Annotated in this window: 15 protein-coding genes and 1 other RNA gene; 2 read left to right on the forward strand and 14 right to left on the reverse strand. The window is 63.9% G+C overall.

Annotated features, from left to right (window positions below; all coding sequences use genetic code 11):
- Positions 1–7: 7 nt before the first annotated feature.
- The 7 genes from mraY to mraZ are packed head-to-tail and all read right to left on the reverse strand — an operon-like array spanning position 8 to position 7,658.
- The gene (mraY, locus tag WC739_RS03940) at positions 8–1,090 is read right to left on the reverse strand and encodes a phospho-N-acetylmuramoyl-pentapeptide-transferase (protein WP_372951711.1); all 1,083 of its coding nucleotides are present in this window, start codon (positions 1,088–1,090) and stop codon (positions 8–10) included.
- A gap of 24 nt (positions 1,091–1,114) precedes the next feature.
- Complete coding sequence (locus WC739_RS03945) at positions 1,115–2,548, reverse strand: UDP-N-acetylmuramoylalanyl-D-glutamyl-2,6-diaminopimelate--D-alanyl-D-alanine ligase (RefSeq protein WP_372951712.1); 1,434 nt, start codon at positions 2,546–2,548, stop codon at positions 1,115–1,117.
- Positions 2,545–3,999 carry a UDP-N-acetylmuramoyl-L-alanyl-D-glutamate--2,6-diaminopimelate ligase gene (locus tag WC739_RS03950; RefSeq protein ID WP_372951713.1) on the reverse strand — a complete coding sequence of 485 codons (1,455 nt, stop codon included), beginning with the start codon at positions 3,997–3,999 and terminating at the stop codon, positions 2,545–2,547. The genes WC739_RS03945 and WC739_RS03950 overlap by 4 nt, the downstream gene beginning before the upstream one ends.
- A gap of 54 nt (positions 4,000–4,053) precedes the next feature.
- Positions 4,054–5,763 (reverse strand): peptidoglycan D,D-transpeptidase FtsI family protein, encoded by a 1,710-nt coding sequence (locus WC739_RS03955; RefSeq protein ID WP_372951714.1) that lies wholly within the window; start codon positions 5,761–5,763, stop codon positions 4,054–4,056.
- Positions 5,760–6,137 (reverse strand): hypothetical protein, encoded by a 378-nt coding sequence (locus tag WC739_RS03960; protein ID WP_372951715.1) that lies wholly within the window; start codon positions 6,135–6,137, stop codon positions 5,760–5,762. Before WC739_RS03960 ends, WC739_RS03955 begins: the two co-directional genes overlap by 4 nt.
- A 4-nt stretch (positions 6,138–6,141) precedes the next feature.
- The gene (gene rsmH, locus WC739_RS03965) at positions 6,142–7,203 is read right to left on the reverse strand and encodes a 16S rRNA (cytosine(1402)-N(4))-methyltransferase RsmH (RefSeq protein ID WP_372951716.1); all 1,062 of its coding nucleotides are present in this window, start codon (positions 7,201–7,203) and stop codon (positions 6,142–6,144) included.
- Positions 7,200–7,658 carry a division/cell wall cluster transcriptional repressor MraZ gene (gene mraZ / locus WC739_RS03970; RefSeq protein ID WP_372951717.1) on the reverse strand — a complete coding sequence of 153 codons (459 nt, stop codon included), beginning with the start codon at positions 7,656–7,658 and terminating at the stop codon, positions 7,200–7,202. The genes rsmH and mraZ overlap by 4 nt, the downstream gene beginning before the upstream one ends.
- Before the next feature lie 404 nt (positions 7,659–8,062).
- Here mraZ and WC739_RS03975 point away from each other — a divergent pair, with 404 nt between their 5' ends.
- Entirely contained in the window at positions 8,063–9,178 is a 1,116-nt protein-coding gene (locus WC739_RS03975) for a cystathionine gamma-lyase (RefSeq protein ID WP_372951718.1), read from the forward strand.
- A 9-nt stretch (positions 9,179–9,187) separates the two neighbouring features.
- On the opposite strand, the gene WC739_RS03980 is transcribed toward WC739_RS03975, so the two are convergent.
- The 7 genes from WC739_RS03980 to WC739_RS04010 all read right to left on the reverse strand — a co-directional run bounded on the left by WC739_RS03980 (position 9,188) and on the right by WC739_RS04010 (position 13,161).
- The gene (locus WC739_RS03980) at positions 9,188–9,490 is read right to left on the reverse strand and encodes a type II toxin-antitoxin system RelE/ParE family toxin (protein ID WP_372951719.1); all 303 of its coding nucleotides are present in this window, start codon (positions 9,488–9,490) and stop codon (positions 9,188–9,190) included.
- The gene (locus tag WC739_RS03985) at positions 9,487–9,762 is read right to left on the reverse strand and encodes a type II toxin-antitoxin system ParD family antitoxin (protein WP_372951720.1); all 276 of its coding nucleotides are present in this window, start codon (positions 9,760–9,762) and stop codon (positions 9,487–9,489) included. Before WC739_RS03985 ends, WC739_RS03980 begins: the two co-directional genes overlap by 4 nt.
- 158 nt (positions 9,763–9,920) lie before the next feature.
- Positions 9,921–10,330, reverse strand: an RNA gene (gene rnpB / locus WC739_RS03990) — RNase P RNA component class A.
- A gap of 135 nt (positions 10,331–10,465) precedes the next feature.
- The gene (locus WC739_RS03995) at positions 10,466–11,146 is read right to left on the reverse strand and encodes a lytic transglycosylase domain-containing protein (RefSeq protein ID WP_372951721.1); all 681 of its coding nucleotides are present in this window, start codon (positions 11,144–11,146) and stop codon (positions 10,466–10,468) included.
- 209 nt (positions 11,147–11,355) lie between these two features.
- Positions 11,356–12,111 carry an N-acetylmuramoyl-L-alanine amidase gene (locus tag WC739_RS04000; protein WP_372951722.1) on the reverse strand — a complete coding sequence of 252 codons (756 nt, stop codon included), beginning with the start codon at positions 12,109–12,111 and terminating at the stop codon, positions 11,356–11,358.
- Positions 12,108–12,827: a TerB family tellurite resistance protein gene (locus tag WC739_RS04005; RefSeq protein ID WP_372951723.1), complete on the reverse strand. Its 720-nt coding sequence runs from the start codon at positions 12,825–12,827 to the stop codon at positions 12,108–12,110. The genes WC739_RS04000 and WC739_RS04005 overlap by 4 nt, the downstream gene beginning before the upstream one ends.
- Before the next feature lie 133 nt (positions 12,828–12,960).
- A complete protein-coding gene (locus WC739_RS04010) occupies positions 12,961–13,161 on the reverse strand; it encodes a hypothetical protein (protein ID WP_372951724.1) in 201 nt (66 codons plus the stop codon).
- A 179-nt stretch (positions 13,162–13,340) separates the two neighbouring features.
- On the opposite strand from WC739_RS04010, the gene WC739_RS04015 reads away from it, so the two are divergent.
- Complete coding sequence (locus WC739_RS04015; RefSeq protein ID WP_372951725.1) at positions 13,341–17,045, forward strand: hydantoinase B/oxoprolinase family protein; 3,705 nt, start codon at positions 13,341–13,343, stop codon at positions 17,043–17,045.

Genomic DNA, 17,045 nt, shown 5'->3' on the forward strand with positions numbered 1-17,045 from the left:
GGACTGCCTATCTCAGCTTGAGGGTGGACAGGCCGACCAGTGCCAAGATGACGGCGATGATCCAGAAGCGGATCACCACCTGGCTTTCGGTCCAGCCGAGCTTTTCGAAATGATGGTGGATCGGCGCCATCAGGAACACGCGCTTGCCGGTCATCTTGAAGTAGCCGACCTGGATGATGACCGACAGGATTTCGACGACGAACAGGCCGCCGACGATGACCAGCACGATCTCGTGCTTGGTCGCCACCGCGATGGTGCCGATCAGGCCGCCCATGGCCAGCGAGCCGGTGTCGCCCATGAAGATCGCCGCCGGCGGCGCGTTGAACCAGAGGAAGCCGAGGCCGGCGCCGATCACCGAGCCAAGCACCACCGCCAGTTCGCCGGTGCCCGGCACGAAATGGATCTGCAGATACTCGGCGAACACCGCGTTGCCGGAGAGATAGGCGATGACGCCGAAGGACGCCGCCGCGATCATGATCGGCACGATCGCCAGCCCGTCCAGGCCGTCGGTCAAATTAACCGCATTGCCGGCGCCGACGATGACGAAACAGGAGAACGGAATGAAGAACCAGCCGAGATTGATGATGAATTCCTTGGCGAAGGGAAATGTCAGCGACGAGGAGAACGGCGCCTGGCCATTGTGCATGATGACCCAGGCGGCGATGCCAGCGATGGCGAATTCCAGCACCAACCGCGCCTTGCCGGAGAAGCCGAGATGCGACTGCTTGGTCACCTTGAGATAGTCGTCGTAGAAGCCGATCGAGCCGAAGCCCAGCGTCACCAGCAGCACCACCCAGACATAGATGCTCGACAGGTTCGCCCACAAAAGCGAAGAGCCGATGATGCCCGACAGGATCATCAGCCCGCCCATGGTCGGCGTGCCGGCCTTCTTGAAATGCGTCTGCGGCCCGTCGGCGCGGATCGGCTGGCCCTTGCCTTGCCGCAGCCGCAGCGAATTGATGATCGTCGGCCCGAAGATGAAGACGATTAGCGCCGACGTGATCAGCGCGCCGCCGGTGCGGAAGGTGATGTAGCGGAAGACATTGAAGACCGAGACCTTGTCCGCGAAATCGACGAGCAGTGTAAACATGCGCTTTTCGTCCCCCGACCAGACCTAGGTCTGTTTGCTGGTTGTTGTTTCAGCCGGGAACTTGCCCAGCAGCGCATCGACCAGTTTTGCAAAACCGATGCCTTTCGACGATTTGATCATCACCACGTCGCCCGGCCGCAGCGCCGCCAGCAGCACCGGCTTCAGCTCCTCGGCGCCGGCGTGGTATTCCGTCTTGACCTCGGCCGGCAGTGCCTGCGCCAGCGCCCGCATTTCCGGACCACCGAGGTAGACGGTCCGCGTGCCGGTGCCGACAATGAGATCGGCAAGCGCGGCATGCAGCTTGGCCGAGTGGTCGCCGAGTTCGAGCATGTCGCCCAGCACCGCGATGCGGCGGCCCTCGCCCGTCACCGGCGTCGCGTTGAGCAACGCCATGGCTGCGGCCATCGACGCCGGATTGGCGTTGTAGCTCTCGTCGATCAAAGTTATCGAGCCACCGGTGTGGCGCAGCACATGCCGCTTGCCACGGCCCCGCTCGGCGGAGAGATCGGACAGCGCCAGCGCCACCTTGTCGAGATCGGCGCCGACCAGATGCGCCGCGCCCAGCACCGCCAGCACGTTCTGCACCATGTGCCGGCCGGGCGCTCCGATGCGCGCGATCATGTCATGGCCGTCGATCCTGGCCGCAATGTCGGAATGGTCCGCGTGGAGTTCGCATTTGACCAGTTTGAACGTCGAGCGCGCGTTCTCCCCGAAGCCATAGACATGCTCGACGCCGGCGGCATGCGCCAGCTTGTCCAGCAGCTTGAAGCGCGCATCATCGCGGTTGAGGACGGCGGCCCCTCCGGGCTCCAGCCCTTCGAAAATCTCCGCCTTGGCCTTGGCGATCTCGTCCAGATTGCGGAAGAAGCCGAGATGCGCCGCCGCGATCATGGTGACGATGGCGACATGCGGCCTCACCATCTTCACCAGCGGCCGGATCTCGTCGGGATGGTTCATGCCGATCTCGAACACGGCGTAGTCGCAGTCATCGGGCATGCGCGCCAGCGTCAGCGGCACGCCCCAATGGTTGTTGAACGACTGCGCCGAGGCATGCACCTTGCCGATCGCCGACAGGACATGGCGCAGCGCTTCCTTCGTGGTGGTCTTGCCGGCGGAGCCGGTCACCGCGATAATTTTTGCCTGCGAACGGGTCCGTGCCGCGACGCCCAGCTTTTCCAGCGCCGCCAGCACATCCTCGACGACGATGATCGGCGCCGTCAGCCGGCCGAGCGACGGCAGCCTGCCTTCCGCCACCACCAGCACCCCGGCGCCGGCCTTGATGGCCGCGGTGGCGAAGTCATGCCCGTCCATCGCCTCGCCCTTGATGGCGAAGAACGCATCGCCCGGCTGCAGGCTGCGGCTGTCGATCGAAATGCCCGATATGCCGTCCGGCATCGGCCCGAGCGGCCGCCCGTCCATCGCGGAAACCAGCGCCTCGGAGGTCCAAAGCAGGCTCATGCGGCACGCTCCCTGAGCGCGGCGCGCACTTCTTCATGGTCGGAAAAGTGCAAGGTCTCCGACCCGATCGTCTGGCCCTCCTCATGGCCCTTACCGGCCACGATCAGCGTATCGCCGGCATGCAGCATGGCCACCGCCTCGTGGATAGCCTGGCGCCGGTCGCCGATTTCGATGGCCCCCGGTGCGGCGGCGAGAATGGCGGCGCGGATTGACTGCGGCACTTCCGAACGCGGATTGTCGTCGGTGACGATGACGACATCGGCAAGCCGCGTCGCGATCTCGCCCATGATAGGCCGCTTGCCGCGGTCGCGATCGCCGCCGCAGCCGAACACGACGAGGACGCGGCCCGTGGTGAACGGACGCACCGAGGCGAGCACGTTTTCCAGCGCGTCGGGCTTGTGGGCGTAATCGACATAGACCGGTGCGCCATTGGCGGTGGTGCCGACGAGGTCGAGCCGCCCCGGCGCACCCTTCAGTTTCTCCAGTGCCATCAAGGCCTTGGCAATGGGCGTTCCCGTGGAAATGGCGAGCCCGGCCGAAACCAGGGCATTCGAAATCTGGAAATCGCCGGCCAGCGGGAGGTCGATCTCGTACAGCACGCCTTCGGCCTCGACCTCGGCGCGCTGGCGATGACGCTCGTGTTCGACCCGCTTCAACTTGAGGAAATCGCCGTGCCGGCCAACGGTGAGCACATTGAGCCCGGCCGCCCGCGCCGCCTGGACCGTGGGCGCCGACCACGGATCGTCGGCGAAGATGACCGCCGGCGCCCCTTTCGGCAAAAGCGTGTCGAACAGGCGCAATTTGGCCCGATGATAGTCTTCGATCGTCGGATGGTAATCCATATGATCGCGGCCGAGATTGGTGAAGCCGCCGGCGGCAAGCTTCACGCCATCGAGGCGGCGCTGGTCGAGCCCGTGGCTGGACGCCTCCATCGAGGCGTGGGTGACACCGGCATCCGCCAATTCCCTGAGCAATTGGTGCAGGGCGACCGGATCAGGCGTCGTCAGCGAACCATAGTCATTGCGGCCCGGCGCCACCACGCCCGTGGTTCCGATCGAGGCTGCGGCATACCCCGACTGCTCCCAGATCTGCCTGGTGAAGGCAGCGACCGACGTCTTGCCGCTGGTGCCGGTCACCGCGACCATGATTTCCGGTTGCCTGCCGAAGAAACGCGCCGCGCTGAGCGCCAGCGCCAGGCGTGGATCATCGACCGTCAGTACGGGAGCGCCCAGCGGCCCCAGGTGTCCGCCCGGGCCGGTAACGATCGCGACGGCGCCACGCTTGACGGCGTCGGCCGCATAGGCCGAGCCGTCCGCCTTGCTGCCCGCGAGCGCGAAGAAGACCACGCCAGGTTTTACCTGGCGGGAATCCGACGAAATCCCGGTAATGTCCACATCGACGGAAGCTGTTCCTTCGACTGGCAGGATACCGGCTAGATCTCTGAGCTTCATCGAGTCCCGTTCACCGCAACAAAATAGCGCGCAGTTGCCGGCGCGCCCTAAGAATCACTGATAGGAAACCAGCGTTGCACCATTTTCATGGCTGAAATCTGGCTTCACGCCAAGCATGGCTGCGGAACGCCTGATGATATTACCGGCGATAACCCCCGCATTTGCCGCCGCGACGTCTGTCATCCCTGGCTTTTCGGGGTGCGGGGCATCGGCAATCGTGAACACGAGATATTGCGGATCGTCCATCGGGAAGGCCGCGACGAAGGTGTTGAAGTTCAAATCCTTGGAGTAACGCCCGTTGATGACCTTCTCGGCCGTACCGGTCTTGCCGCCAACGCGGTAGCCGGGCACGCGGGCGTTTCTGGCCGAGCCCTTCTCGGCGTTGAGCGTATAGAGGTAGCGCATGCCCTCGACGGTCTTGTCGGTGACCACCTTCTTGGCCACGGCCATCGCCTCCTGCTCGCTGCGGACCAGGAATGTCGGCTCCATCAAGTAGCCGCCATTCATCAGCGCTGCGCAGCCGACAGCCGCCTGCAGCGGCGTTGTCGACACGCCATGGCCGAAGGCGATGGTGAACGAATTGACCTGCTTCCAGACCTTCGGTTCGGTGGGGCGGGCGACTTCCGGCAGCTCGGTCTGCATCCTGTCCAGGATGCCGAGGCGATGCAGGAATTCGCGGTGCCCCTCGATGCCGACCATCTCGGCCTCCCTGGCCGATCCGATGTTGGATGAATAGAGGAACACTTCCGGCAGCGACAGGATACGGTTCTTGCCGTGGAAATCGTGAATGGCCTGATGGCCGACCCGGATCGGATGCGAGGCGTCGAACCGGCTCGCCATCGTCGCCTTGCCGGAATCGAGCGCCATGGCCGAGGTGAAGCTCTTGAAAGTCGAGCCCATCTCGTAGAGGCCCGCGGACATCCTGTTCAGCCGGTCCTTTTCCTGTGCGTTGTACGGGTTGTTGGGATCAAAATCCGGCACCGAGGCCATGGCCACCACTTCACCGGTCTTGACGTTGAGCACGACGGCCCCGGCGCCGATGGCGCGATAGCGCTCCAGGGCCGCGGCGATCTCGTCGCGCACGATATGCTGGACGCGCAGATCGATCGACAGCTTCACCGGCTTGAGATCCTTGGCAATCGCCAGGCCCGACGCCTGCAGGTCGCTCAGGCCCTGCTCATCGATGTATTTCTCCATGCCGGAGATGCCCTGGTTGTCGATGTTGGTGAGACCGACAACGTAGGACGAGGTCTCGCCGCTAGGATAGAAACGGCGCTTCTCGGTGCGGAAGCCGAAGCCCGGAATGCCGAGTTGCATGATGTCGGCCTGCTGCTTCGGTGTCAGCTGGCGCTGCAGCCAGACGAAGCCGGCCCCGCTCTTGAGCTTGTGATAGGTCTGCTCGTAGTCGATCTCTGGCAGCACGGTCGAAAGCTTTTCGATCGCCTCGTCGGCATCGACGATGCGGCGCGGCTCGGCGAACAAGGACGCCGTCTTGATGTCGGTCGCCAGCACCTCACCGTTGCGGTCGACAATATCGGGCCGCGATGCCGTGACCCGGCTCTGCGGACCGCCCGAAAGGTCGGGGGTCTGGAAGCCGAGATAGACCAGCCGTCCGGAAATGGTCGAGAAGATGCCGAAGAACACCGCCATCGTCATCACGATGCGTGTCCGGCCCCTGCCGCCGGTCGCCTTGCGGGCACCCTCGACAACGATCGATCCGTCCTCAGCCGTCCTGGCGCGACGCTTGAGCAGTTTGCCGATCATTGGGCGATGCCTCCGGTCACAACGGGATCCTTGTCCGAATTCTCGGCCATGCCGCCCTGCCGCCCGGACAGGATGTCCTGGATGTCCAGGGCCTTGGCCGGCAAGTCGCCGACGCCAACGATCTGGCGCGCGCTCACAGGCTCGAGGTCGAGCTGCGATTTGTAGAGTTCGGTCAGCTTCTGCAGCCGCGACGGCTGCGTCAGCAGGCTCCAGTCGGCCTTGAGCAGGTCGATCGTGTCCTCCTCGTAGCGTATCTGCGCGTGGATCTTCTGCACCGTGGCCAATTGTTCCTCGGCCTCGCGCTTTGTCTTGTAGGTAAGGGCGGCCGCCGAAACCATGACGGCGATCAGGACAATGTCGCTGGTACGAAACACGTGGTCACCTCTCTTCCGGCTGGTTGATGCCGGGAAGCTTTGGAAGGCCGAAAATCGAGAAATCGCCGCCGCGCGCCGGCGCGTCGGTGCGGATCGCCGCGCGCAGCCTTGCCGAACGGGCGCGCGGGTTGGCGACAATCTCGGCATCGCCGGGCGTCACGCCGCCGCCGGCCTTGCGGAAGGTCGCGGTGCGTGCCTGTGCCTCGGGCAGGTGGCGCGAACCGGTCACCGCGTCGGCGCGGTCGGCGATGAAGCGCTTGACGATGCGATCTTCCAGCGAGTGGAAGGTCACCACGACGAGCCGTCCGCCCGGCTTCAGCACACGTTCGGCGGCGAACAGTGCCTTGGCGAGTTCGCCGAGCTCGTCATTGACGAAGATACGCAGCGCCTGGAAGACCCGCGTGGCCGGATGGATCTTGTCCTTCGGCGCCCGGCCGACATGTGTCTCGATGGCGTCGGCAAGTTCCAGCGTGCGTTCGAACGGGCGCTTTTCACGGCGAGCCTCGATCATCCGGGCGATGCGCCCGGCGTGGCGCTCCTCGCCGAGGAAGCCGAAGATGCGGGCAAGGTCGCCCGGCTTGAAGCTGTTCACGACGTCTGCGGCGCTCAGGCCCGCCTTCGCCATGCGCATGTCGAGCGGACCGTCGGCACGGAAGGAAAACCCGCGCCCTGCCTGGTCGATCTGCATCGAGGAGACGCCGATGTCGAGCACGACGCCGTCCGCGCTTTCGACATGGTCGTCGAGCGTAGAGAACGGCGCCTGCACCAGCCTCAGTCGGCCGGCCGATTGCGCCTCGAGGTCGCGCCCGGCCGCGATCGCATCCGGATCGCGGTCGATCGCCACAACGCTGGCCCCCGTCGCCAGGATCGCCCTTGTGTAGCCGCCGGCGCCGAACGTCCCGTCGATGATGATATCGCCTTCCATCGGCGCCAGCGCTTCAAGCACTTCGCCGAGGAGGACCGGAATGTGGCGGGCCGATCCGCCAATGGTGTGCCCGTCTACGGTGTGCCCGTCTGCGGCGTGCCTCTCTGCGGCGTGAGGGTCATCGCCGTGGCCCGCCGTCATTCCGATTGCTCCCCGGGCTTCGTCCCCTGCCGAAGCCGCAGAAGCCGGGCCCGGGCTTGCGCCCCATAGGCGGCAAGCCGTCCCGGCTCCCAGATCTGAAAGAAATTGCCGCGTCCGACAAAGGCAACCTCCGCCGAGATGCCCGTATGCTCGCGGATGAAATCGCTCATCGTGATGCGCCCGTCCTGATCGAGCTTCAGGAAGGTGCCGTCGCCATGGCAGAAGAACGACATGTCGTCCGCCGTGCCCAGGAAGGGATCCTCGAGCGCGATGCGCTGCTCGTAGCGATCGAGCAGGTCCAGCCCGCCCACATCCATCGCCGGCAGGTCGAGGCAACGCAGCCCATAGAGTTCGGAATAGCCGCGTTTCTGAACGACGGCGCGGAAATGCGCCGGAACGGACACCCGTCCCTTCGCGTCGATCCTGCTCACCGTGTTCGATAGAACCCGGTCCATCACGCGTTACGGCCGCCTGCGCCGCCGCACCCCTCTGCATCTCGTCGAACGCGCCGCCGCAACGCGTTCCCTGCCCCGAACCCGCCTCGCTCGCAGGGGTAAAAACCGGCAAACGCGCAGCCATCGCGGCTGCCCGATTGGCGTACGCTTTACCCTGACACGGAACGAAGGCTTGAGTATCTGAATGGGATAACATGGGGCACTATGGGCGTCAACGGGAATAGGCTTCACATACGCGCATCGCGACCAATCCGGGCAGTCGCAACGGCACGTCTCGTCTTTATGGATCATTAAGCCTAACGAAGCGTTTAGAGCCCCTGGCCCAATCGGAGACAGCTTGCCGGGCCCCGCGGCCGCACATAGCGTCGAGCGACGGCTTTCGCCCAGCACAAAGGATCGAACCCATGTCAGAGACGGCAAACTCACGCGCCGCCGCACTTTCCCATTTGCGCAGCCGCAATTTCGCCAATGGCGATCCGATCCCCTTGCCGCTGACCATGGCTTCGATCTTCCACACGCCGGGTGTCGAAACGGAAGTCGATCAATATGGCCGCTACGACAATCCGACCTGGCGCGCCGTGGAACATGTGCTCGGCCATCTCGAGGACGCGCAATGCGTGAGCTTTCCCTCCGGAATGGCCGCGATTTCGGCCGTGTTCTTCGCTCTTCTGAAATCGGGCGACCGCGTGCTTCTGCCCGCGGACGGGTACCATGCCACGCGCGCCATGGCCGATCGCTTCCTGAAGCCGCTCGGCATCACATGTGACACCAAGCCGACACCGACCTTCCTCGACGGCGGCTTCGAAGGCTACCAGCTGGTCTTCGTGGAAACCCCGTCAAATCCGCGGTTGGACATCTGCGATATCGCGGCCGTCGCCAAGGCCGCCCACCAACAGGGCGCGGTCCTTGTCGTCGACAACACGACGATGACGCCGTTCGGCCAGCGTCCGCTCGACTTCGGCGCCGATATCGTCGTCTCCGCCGACACCAAGGCGGTCAACGGCCACTCCGACGTGCTGTTCGGCCATGTGGCAAGCCGCAACGCCGACATCATCGCCAGGGTGACCGACTGGCGGGCGATGGCCGGCGGCATTCCCGGGCCGTTCGAAGCCTGGCTGGTGCATCGCGGCCTCGAAACTCTCGAGGTGCGCTTCGATCGCATGTGCTCTTCGGCCGAAACCATAGCGCAACGGCTGAAGGAACATCGCGCGGTCCGTGGCCTGCGCTTCCCTGGTCTGGCTGGCGATCCGTCGCACAACCTTGCCCGCGCCCAGATGGAGCGTTTCGGCTTCCTCATCTCCTTCGAGCTCGGCTCGGAGGAGAAAGCCGAGGATTTCATCAACAATTGCCCACTCATCGAGGCCGCGACCTCCTTCGGTGGCGTCCACACCTCGGCCGAGCGGCGCTCGAAGCGGGGCGATGCGGTTCCCGCCGGCTTTGTGCGCCTGTCGGTCGGCTGCGAGCCGGTGGAAGAACTCTGGAAGGCGATCGAGGCATCGCTGGACGGGATCGGCGGCTGATCCAACCGGTCACGACCGCAAATCGTCGACCTCGATGTTGCGATGGCCGTGCAGTACGCGAAGAATTTCGATCGCGTCGTCGGCGACGCGATACAAAGTCAGGTATTCGCCAACCACGAGATGACGGATGCCTGGCGCGATATCATCGCGCGGTGCGCCCGAGAAGGGATATGTGGTGAGTTGCTGCCACCGCGCTTCGATGCGGTCGAGCAACCGATCGGCTGCAGCTTCGCTGTCGCGTGCAATATGTTGCCAAATTGTTATGAGATCGTCTTCAGCGCGCGCGTTCCGGATAATGGGCAGTAAATTCATGCGGCGTCGTCGGATCGCCAACGCCTGCGTGCTTCTGCCTTGATCTCATCCATCGATGCAAATCGGCCAGGCCCGCTGTCGATGCCTTCCTGCACCAGCTTGCGCAGTTCCTCGATCGTATAGCCGAAGAGATCGCGACGGTCCTTCCATTGCCGCAGCGCATCGCGGATGACCTCGCTCGCCGAGGCGTACTCTCCGGCGGCCACCACATCGTCCACCGCTTGCGCCAGTTCCGGCGACAGCGTGATGCTGCGTTTGTCGACCTGTCCCATGAGAAATTCCCAGTATCGTTGCCGAACCATGGTACGATTTTATCGTACCAACTTCAAGCAATGGCGGGTTGAACCGACAGGCTGGAGGAGCTTGAATCGACAGGCACGCCCGAAGGCGCAACCTGCTGATATAAAATGATTTCTCTTTTCGAGGAGAAACTGCCAGCCGGCCTGTAAGCCGGGTTCTGTATGGCCCTCGCCCCTTGCGGGGCGAGAACGTGGCGGCCATTCATCTTGGGCGCATGTTGCCATGCGTCTCACGCAACCTACCCGGACGGTGAGCCGGAAACAGCCCTCGAAGGTTTCCCCTCGCACCGTCCCTATTCGGTCTTGCTCCCGGTGGGGTTTACCGTGCCGCTCCTGTTGCCAGTCGCGCGGTGGGCTCTTACCCCACCCTTTCACCCTTGCCCCGAACCCGGCAAGCCGGGCCGTGGCGGTTTGCTTTCTGTGGCACTTTCCCTGGGGTCGCCCCCGCCGGCCATTAACCGGCACCGTGTTTCCATGGAGCCCGGACTTTCCTCACCCACGGCCTTTCGGTGTTTGCAGGTGCGGCCGCCCAGCCAGCTGGCAAGGGCGTATAAAGGGGTTCACGCCGCAAAACGCAAATGAAAAAGCCGGACTCCGGGAAACAGTCGCAGCGCCCTTGCGCCGTGCCGGGACGGCACCTCCCGCCACGAGGTTCCGTCCTGTGCAGCCGGGTTGCCTACAACGCCGCCATCTGCACCTTGACCTTGCTGCAATAGGCGGCGGAGACCGGGTTCATGCGCGTCGCGGCGTGGCCGGCATTGTATTTCAGGATGGTGCCGCAGGTCGTTCCGCCGCCCAGATCCTGAGCCATGGCGAGATACTTCATGCCGTACTTGATATTGGTGTCGGGATCGAACAGCCCCTTGGCCGAGCCGCTGTAGCCCATCATCCGCGCCGTCGCCGGCTTGATCTGCATCAGGCCGATTTCGCCGGCGCTGCCCACCATGTTCGGCCGATAGTTGCTCTCGATCCTGATGACCGCCTGGGCCAGGGTGACCGGCACGCCGTAGCTCGCGGCGTAACGCGCGACGATCGCCGAATACTGGCCATCGGCCGCCGGCGCCGTCGGCAGCGCAACTGCGCCGATCGATGCCGTCGTCATCGTGTCGACGGGCATGCTGCCGCGTCTGGACCGTTTTTTCGCGCGTGCCTTCTTCGCATGGGTCAAGCTTGCCTTCTCGACTTTCGCCGTGGCTCGCTTCGTCGCTTTCGCAGGGTTGGCCTTGCCGCTTTTCGCGGAGGCCGCCGCGAGCCCCTGGTCGGCACGTGGACTGAGCGGAGCGGAATGTGCGGTACTGAAGGCAACACTGAATACTCCGGCAGCAAGAGCTGCCGTTACAACGGTCAATCTGAGCATGTGATCCTGTTCTGTCTGAACCGCGCGAAGGTTTCAACGCGGCAACGCCTGATCAATATCGGGTCATCGCTAAACTGGGGGCCCGACGTCTGTACAGCAGCCGTTTGACGGCCGATTTAGCGCCAATGAAGGCCAGACAAATCACTTTGCGCGACAGTTTGTAACTTAACGGTTTGGAAGGTTTTACTTGAGAGCGACCTTCCTCAACGTCAGCCCGCCAGGGACGTAAGCAGCCTTTTCAACGTCAGGATCGTCGAACGGTCGGCAATCCCGTCGACCCTACGCTGCCGGAAATGGCGCTGAAACGCCTCGACCACGATCTCGGTCTGGCGATCGAAGATGCCCGATATCTCGACACCATAGCCATAAAGCGCCAGCATCGACTGCAGCGCCTCCACCTGGGCCCCGGCGGCCCCGGCCTTGAGGACCGACCCGCGCCTGATGGGCGCGGGCGCCACCAGATGACCGATGCCGGCCGCGAACAGAGCCGCCCAGGGAAACTTCTCGCCGGGATCGATCTTTCGGCCGGGCGCGACGTCCGAATGCGCCAGGACCCGCTCCGGGCTGATCGCATGCCGGGCCGAGATTCCCCGGCACAGCCTGATCACCGCGTCGACCTGTCGCCTGGGAAAGCCGGGATAGCCCAGCGTATGGCCTGGATTGACTATCTCGATACCGATCGAACAGGAGTTGATGTCCGTGACACCCGACCACGAACTCTTGCCTGCGTGCCAGGCGCGGTTGCTTTCCCTGACCATCTGCACGATATGACCGTTCTCATGCACCAGATAGTGCGACGAGACTTCGCTGGCCGGGTCGCACAGCCACGACTCAGCCCCGGCGCCGGTCGGCATGCCCGTATAGTGCAACACGATCATGTCGGGCTTGACCGGGTCGCGTCGCGGTCCGAAATTCGGTGATACCCTGACCTCGGCGCTCGGCTCGTCGGGCAGGAAGCCGCTCATGCGGGGCGCAGGCCTCGCTCGATCATCTCATACGCGGCGTTGATCGCGGCGACCCTGGTCGTGGCGATCTTGATGAACTCCTGCGGCAGGCCGCGCGCGATCAGCCGGTCCGGGTGGTTATCGGACACCAGCTTGCGATACCGCTTCTTGACCTCTTCGAAAGGCCTGCCGCGCTCGATCCCGAGCACGACATAGGGATCACCAGCGCCGAGGTTTACGTGACGCGCCATGATGGCTTCGTAGTGCGCCTCGTCGATCTGGAAGATTTCGGCGATGCGGTGCAGGAACTGGCCCTCCCGCTCATGCACCAGTCCGTCCGCCTTGGCGATGTGGAACAGTCCGTCGAGTATGTCTTCCAGCATCACGCAATTGGAATGTCCCGAACCGCACATCTGCGCCATGCGCGCGGCATAAATCTCGAAACCGGCCACGTCGCGCTGAGCGAGATCGAAAAGCCGCGCCACATTGCGCGTTTCCTTCTGCGGCACTTCGAATATCTGCTGGAAGGCCCGAACTTCATCCTGGGTGACGATGCCATCGGCCTTGGCCATCTTGGCCGACAGCGCGATCATCGCCACCGAGAATGCAACGCGCCGGCGCAGGTCGGCGTCGCCGGAAAAAACCGTGCGCACAGCCTCCACGACGTCCGAGACGCCAGACGAGGTTGAAGATGAAACGCGGGTGATGAAGTCGCCGAAGCGATCCCAAATCGACATGACCGCTTATTAAAGCGGCTGCCGCCCGCTATCAAGCCGCGATAGCACTATGGCAGTGCTCCCACGATCAAGAAAAGGCCGGCTCGAGGCCGGCCCTTCCTTTACGCTGATTACTCTAGCTCTCGCCCCGAGATTACTGGGCAGGGGCCGGAGCTGGTGTTGCCGGAGCCGGTTCGGCTGGCTTCGCCGCATCGGGCGATGCCGGTTGCATCGGCTGCTCTGCGGCCGGAGGATTGGTGCTCTGTGTCGTGGTGTTGTCGGTGCCGCTATCGCTGCAGGCCGCGACGCCGAGCAAAGCCAGAGCCGAAACTGACGCAAGAATAAGGTTCTTCATAACATCTCTCCTTATAATAACGCCCCCGCTCGCGGTGACGCTCGGGAAGACAATGCACCGGCCGCCCATGGGTTTCGTAACGTTGCGTTTCCGCATGTAATATCAATGGCGTGCGTTGCTGCATGGTCAGTGTCGCATTAACAACGAGAGCTGAAACAAAAACGCTGGAGGCAGCCGCGATGGCCGCGAAGTGGGATTTCTGGATCGACCGCGGCGGCACCTTCACCGACATCATCGGCCGCGATCGGCAAGGCCGCTTGCATCCGCGCAAGCTTCTCTCCGAAAATCCGGAAGCCTACTCCGATGCAGCGATCCAGGGCATTCGCGACCTTCTCGGCCTCGAATCCGGCGCCGCGATCCCGCCGGGCTTGATCGGCGATATCAAGATGGGCACCACGGTCGCCACCAACGCACTGCTGGAGCGCAAGGGCGACCGCGTGCTGCTGCTGATCACCAAGGGCTTCCGCGACGCGCTCGCGATCGCCTACCAGGCGCGCCCGGACATCTTCGCCAAGGAGATCATCCTCCCGGAACAGCTCTACGAACGCGTGATCGAGATCGACGAGCGGGTGCGTGCCGACGGCTGCGTCGAACGGTTGCTTGACATCGCCGCTTGCCGGACGGCGATCGAGCAGGCGAAGGCGGACGGCATCGATGCCGTCGCCATCGTCTTCATGCATGCTTGGAAATACCCCGATCACGAGAAAGCGGTGGCGAAAATCTGCCGCAAGATCGGCTTCGGCCAAATCTCGGTCAGCCATGAAGTGTCGCCGCTGATCAAGCTCGTCGGCCGTGGCGACACCACCGTGGTGGACGCCTATCTGTCGCCGATCCTGTCGCGCTACGTGCGAAGGGTTGGCCAGGAACTCGGCGTCCTCTCCTCAGAAGGCCCCGCCGGAACACCGGGGCCGGTCGGTCCACCCCCACCCGTCGGCTCTGCCGACACCCTCCCCTCGAGGGGGAGGGAAAGTCCCCATCTCATGTTCATGATGTCGTCGGGCGGCCTGACCGCCGCCGACATGTTCCGGGGCAAGGACGCGCTGCTGTCAGGCCCGGCGGGCGGCGTGGTCGGCATGGTCGAGACGGCCAAGCGCGCCGGGTTCGACAAGGTCATCGGCTTCGACATGGGCGGCACATCGACCGACGTCGCCCACTATGACGGCGCATATGAGCGCGCCTTCGATACGGAGGTCGCCGGCGTGCGCGTGCGCGCGCCGATGATGCGCATCCACACAGTCGCCGCCGGCGGCGGATCGATCCTGCACTACGAGGCCGGCCGCTTTCGCGCGGGACCGGACTCCGCCGGCGCCAATCCGGGTCCGGCGGCCTATCGACGCGGCGGGCCGCTGGCCGTCACCGACGCCAACGTGATGCTGGGCAAGCTGCAGCCCGATTTCTTCCCCGCGATTTTCGGCCCCGGCCAGGACGAGCAGCTCGACGTCGCCATCGTGCGCGCGAAATTCGCGGCACTTGCCGCCGAAATCGGCGACGGGCGTTCGCCCGAAGCGGCGGCCGAGGGGTTCATCACCATCGCCGTCGAGAACATGGCCAATGCCATCAAGAAAATCTCCGTGCAGCGGGGCTACGACGTCACCGAATATCTGTTGAACTGTTTTGGCGGCGCCGGCGGCCAGCATGCCTGCCTGGTTGCCGATGCGCTGGGCATGGAGGCGGTGCTGATCCACCCTTTCTCGGGCCTGCTGTCGGCTTATGGCATAGGGCTGGCGTCCGTCTTCGCCTCACGCCAGCAGGCGCTGCTCAAGCCTCTTGCCGAAGAGTCCAGAACCGAGATCGCCGCCCTCATTGCCACATTGAGAAAGGCCGTCATCACCGAACTCGCCGCGCAAGGCATCGCGGAGAATGCCGTCGCTGCAAAACCCGTGCTGCACATTCGCTATGACGGCACCGACACGGCGTTGCCGGTGAATTTCGAGGACAGCTCCATTTTCCAGGCCAGGCGCGATTTCGAAATTGCCCACAAGGCGCAATTCGGCTTCGTCTACGACGACAAGCCGATGATCGTCGAGACCGTCGGCGTCGAAGGCACCGACACCGGCGGCACCGTTGGCGACGAAAGTGATTCGGAAACCGAGGATCTCGTCGCAAGCCCTTCACAAACCCGCAAAATCTTTACCGAGGGGGAGTGGCGCGATTGCGGCGTCTTCCTTCGCGACGCGCTCAAGCCCGGCAACAGGATTGCGGGTGCCGCCCTGATCATCGAGCCGAACCAGACCATCGTCGTCGAGCCCGGCTGGCAGGCAGAAATCACCGCCCGAAACCATGTGCTGCTGCGCCGCATCGAGAAAAAGCGCCGGCAGGCCGCACTCGGCACATCAGCCGATCCGGTCATGCTGGAAGTCTTCAACAACCTCTTCATGTCCATTGCCGAACAGATGGGCGTGACGCTCCAGAACACGGCCTATTCCGTCAACATCAAGGAAAGGCTGGATTTTTCCTGTGCCGTCTTCGACCACACCGGGGCGCTGGTCGCCAACGCGCCGCACATGCCGGTGCATCTGGGCTCGATGGACCGCTCGGTCGAAACCATCATCCGGCTTAATTCCGGCGACATCCACCCCGGCGACGTCTTTGCTCTCAACGCACCCTATAATGGCGGCACGCATCTGCCCGACATCACGGTGGTCACGCCCGTCTTCGACGATGCCCAAAGAACAATCCTGTTCTGGGCGGCCTCGCGCGGCCATCACGCCGATATCGGCGGCACGGCGCCCGGGTCTATGACACCGCTCGCCACCACGGTCGACGAGGAAGGCGTGCTGTTCGACAATTTCCGCATCGTCGACCGCGGCCGCTTTCGCGAGGATGAGCTGCATGCGCTGCTCACCGATCATCGCTATCCGGCCCGCAACCCGAACCAGAACATCGCCGACCTCAAGGCGCAGATTGCCGCCAATGAGAAAGGCGTCGCCGAATTGCGCAAGATGGTCGCGCATTTCGGCCTCGATGTGGTCGAGGGCTATATGGGCCATGTCCAGGACAACGCAGCCGAAAGCGTGCGCCGCGTGCTGGAACGGCTGCCCGATACGTCGCAATACGAATACCCGACCGATACCGGCCAGGTGATCAAGGTGAAGATCACGGTCGACCGGCAAAAGCGCGAGGCAACGGTCGACTTCACCGGCACATCGCCTGTCATGAAGAACAATTTCAATGCGCCGGAGCCGGTCGCCCGCGCGGCTGTCCTCTACGCCTTCCGCGTCATGGTCGAGGACATGATCCCGATGAATGCCGGCTGCCTCAGGCCGATCAACATCATCATTCCCGATGGCTGCATGCTCAAACCCACCTATCCGGCGGCCGTCGTCGCCGGCAATGTCGAGACCTCGCAGCACGTCACCAACGCCCTGTTCGGCGCCATGGGCGCGATGGCCAATGCTCAGGGAACGATGAACAACCTCACCTTCGGCAACAAGCAATATCAGTACTACGAGACAATCTGCTCCGGCTCCCCGGCCGGGCACATGAACTCAGGACGCGGGTTCGCCGGCACGTCCGGCGTCCACACCCACATGACCAATTCCCGCCTCACCGACCCGGAAGTGCTGGAACTGCGCTTCCCCGTCCTGCTCGAGGATTTCCACATCCGGGAGGGCTCCGGCGGCAAGGGCAAATGGAATGCCGGCGACGGCACCAGTCGCAGCATCCGATTCCTCGAAAAGATGGAATGCGCGATCCTGTCCTCGCATCGCAATCGCCCGCCGAAGGGTCTGGACGGCGGCGGCGACGGCGAGGTCGGCTCAACCAAGGTCCGCCGCAAGGACGGCACGATCGAGGTGCTGAAAGCCTGCGACCAGACCGTGCTCCAGCCAGGCGAGGCTGTCATCGTCACGACGCCGACACCGGGCGGGTTTGGCAAGGCCTGA

This window comes from Mesorhizobium sp., assembly GCF_041661565.1.
Classification (GTDB): domain Bacteria; phylum Pseudomonadota; class Alphaproteobacteria; order Rhizobiales; family Rhizobiaceae; genus Mesorhizobium.